Source organism: Pseudomonas spelaei, from assembly GCF_009724245.1.
In the GTDB taxonomy this organism is placed as follows: Bacteria; Pseudomonadota; Gammaproteobacteria; order Pseudomonadales; family Pseudomonadaceae; genus Aquipseudomonas; species Aquipseudomonas spelaei.
The window spans coordinates 1-2110 of the sequence record NZ_WNNK01000061.1; the positions used below are offsets into that span (position 1 = coordinate 1).

Genomic DNA, 2110 nt, shown 5'->3' on the forward strand with positions numbered 1-2110 from the left:
CCCCCCCGGCGCTTCCTCGCAAGGAACTCTTGCCATGTCTGACGAACCAATTGTCACCGAGTCTTTTCCCTCCTCCGAGCCTGGTTTGCCTGATCGCTCTTTCTGCTCCGGGCGCGAAGGAGGAGGCGTTCTCGTTGAGGACCTCGAACCCCCTTATGTCAACAACGCGGTCCAGCCCGTGGTGAATGCCGATGTCGGGCTAGGTATCCGCAATATTGAAAACAGCCTGTTCGTGACCTTTGAACGCTGGTTCAACCTGAACGTCGGTGATGTGTTCGAGTTTTTCATGGGGAGCACACGATTCCCTTTGGCCTGGGATGAAATCCGGCCAGGTGAAAACACTCAATCGCGTTACCAACTGGCGATCCGTCGTGAGCTGGTGCCGTTGGGGTTTATCTACCCCTGTTTCGGGCGTGTACTGCGCGTGGGCAGCAACAATGAGAGCACCTCCCCTCCGCAGACCTGGCTTATCAAGGACACCCGCCCAGGAGGCGTCGATCAAGACCCTGGGCTGCCTTACCATTCGGAGTTGAAGGTGCATCTGCCCGCCGACCTGCAAAGGCCTGGGGCCGTGCTGGACCCGGATCGGGCCAGTCTGGGGGTGGTGCTCACGGTTGAGCGTTATCCGGATATACGGGTGCGTGACACCATTGAACTGTATTGGAATGGTCACCTGGTGCTGCTGCGGCTGGATCAAGATCACGTCGACGGGGTTAAACCCATCGAAATAGTGGTGGAGCCGGAGATCATTTTCCGGCCCAACGGCAGCGGTCTGTTGACTATCCGCTTTCGGGTCCAGGACGAGGTGCTGAACTACTCTGGCGAATTGCAGCAGTGGTCCCGGGCCGTTCACCTGGAAGCCGACCTGGATCCTGCTCTGCTGGAGCGTGCGTACTTTCTGTGGAATGGCATCGACATCACCGATGTCAACTTCGATACCCAAGGGGAAGACCACTTTGAGGTCGAAGTCTATGTGCCCAGCCGGCTGCCCGATGGTTCCGTCACCCCGGCCGGGACTCAGATCGTCGTCACGCTGACCGGTACCCGTGTCGACGGCTCCGCGTTGGTCGTTGAGTTGCCAGCGTTCCCGGCCCGCATCAACCGCTCGTCTTTTACCGATGTGGCCAATAGCATTCTCAAGCAATTGATCAACGGTTCGATGCAAATCAGCTATGAGTTGCAGTTCCCTCTCGGGACGGTGATCGGCACTTCACGCCGCCTCACGGTCACGGTGTTTGGCACGGTCTCGACCATGCCACCGGTCAACGTAGTGGAGAGCGACGCCGGCTTGATCGACCCAACCCTGGACTTCATCACCGTGGAGTTCCCGGAGTACACCCCCTACGACCGTAACTACAGCGTGACCCTGCGTATGGAAGCCGTGCGGCCTGGCGGTGGCGTGGAGTTTTATGAGCAGACCTTGCTGGCAGGCAACCCACCGCCACCGACGCGCTTTCGGATTGTGGTCAATAGCGAGTTCAGACGTTTTATTGGCCTGGGTAATGTGAAGATTTTCTACCGTGTGGATGATGGTCTGATCGGTGCATTGGGCGGCGTTGGGGCGCTGGCGATCAGAGAGTCCGAACACCTGACGGTACAGTTCGGTGAGCGTGTGGCTGACATGCCGCCACCACTGCTTCAACACGTCGACGAGCATGGCAACATTGATCCGGCAGATGTGATCGGCATTGCGATTGTCACGCTGTCCTTTGTGCGGACCGTGCCCGGTGATGTGTTTATCTGGCGCTGGGTGGGCACGGGGGTCGGTGGCAGCACCGGCGATGAAATCATCCTCAATGGCGGCACGGCCGGTAAACCGGTTGAGTTTCCGGTGGACAAGGTCTATGTCGACCTGAACAACAATGGTGAACTGCGCCTGAGTTACACCTTGATCCCGGCGAACGGCGGGCCGATCTTGCGCTCTGAAGTGTTGGTGGTGAGCGTGGGACCGGCCTTGGGCAACTTGATCAGGCCCGAGGTGCTGGAAGCCTCCCGCAACCCCGATCAACTGCCCCCGGAAGCCGCCGAGGCGGGGGCAACCATCTGGGTAAGCTTCCAGCAAATGCGCCCCTCAGACCGGGTGCGTGCCTGCTGGACCGGCATTCCCGGT

General features: G+C 59.4%; 1 pseudogene. It reads left to right on the plus strand.

Annotation, left to right across the window (positions count from 1 at the left end):
- Positions 1–34: 34 nt before the first annotated feature.
- Positions 35–2110 (plus strand): annotated as a pseudogene (locus tag GNF76_RS29170) (hypothetical protein); the annotation flags it as partial.